The organism is Pedococcus sp. P1_H8, from assembly GCF_056405175.1.
Genome location: NZ_JBFUCP010000106.1, coordinates 1 through 552 on the forward strand (window position 1 = coordinate 1; position 552 = coordinate 552).

A 552-nucleotide genomic window follows, 5' to 3' on the forward strand; every position below is an offset into this window, starting at 1 on the left:
CCCGGCGTGCTGGCTGGAGCTGACCGGGTACCTCACCGCCGCCGGACTGCGGGTGATCGCCCCGGCGCAGCGCGGCTACTCCCCCGGCGCCCGCCCCGTCGGCGTCGAGCACTACGCGATGCCCCCCCTCGTCGGCGACGTCGTGGGCCTGTTCGACGCCCTGGGACTGGACTCGGTCCACCTGATCGGCCACGACTGGGGTGCCGCGGTGGCCTGGGCCGTCGCCGCGACGCACCCCGACCGCATCCGCACCCTCACCGCGGTGTCGGTCCCGCACCCCACCGCGTTCAGCCGCGCCCGGCGCGAGGACGACGACCAGCGCGACCGGTCCCGCTACATCGACCTCTTCCGCGACGGCGACCGCGCCGAGACCCTGCTGCTGGCCGACGACGGCCGCCGGCTGCGTGCCGTGTTCGGCGACGTCGATCCGGCCCGGGTGGACGCGCACCTGCGGGTACTCACCGAGCCGGGCGCCCTCACCGCGGCACTGTCCTGGTACCGGGCCATGACCCGGGAGGCGAACTCGCTGCCGGCGGTCCGGGTACCCACCAC

At 76.1% G+C, this 552-nt stretch carries 1 protein-coding gene; it reads left to right on the plus strand.

Annotated elements, in window-relative coordinates; genetic code table 11:
* Window positions 1–552, plus strand: a 552-nt coding sequence (locus AC1DYG_RS19075) for an alpha/beta fold hydrolase (RefSeq protein ID WP_477641434.1), incomplete at both ends; no start/stop codon positions are given.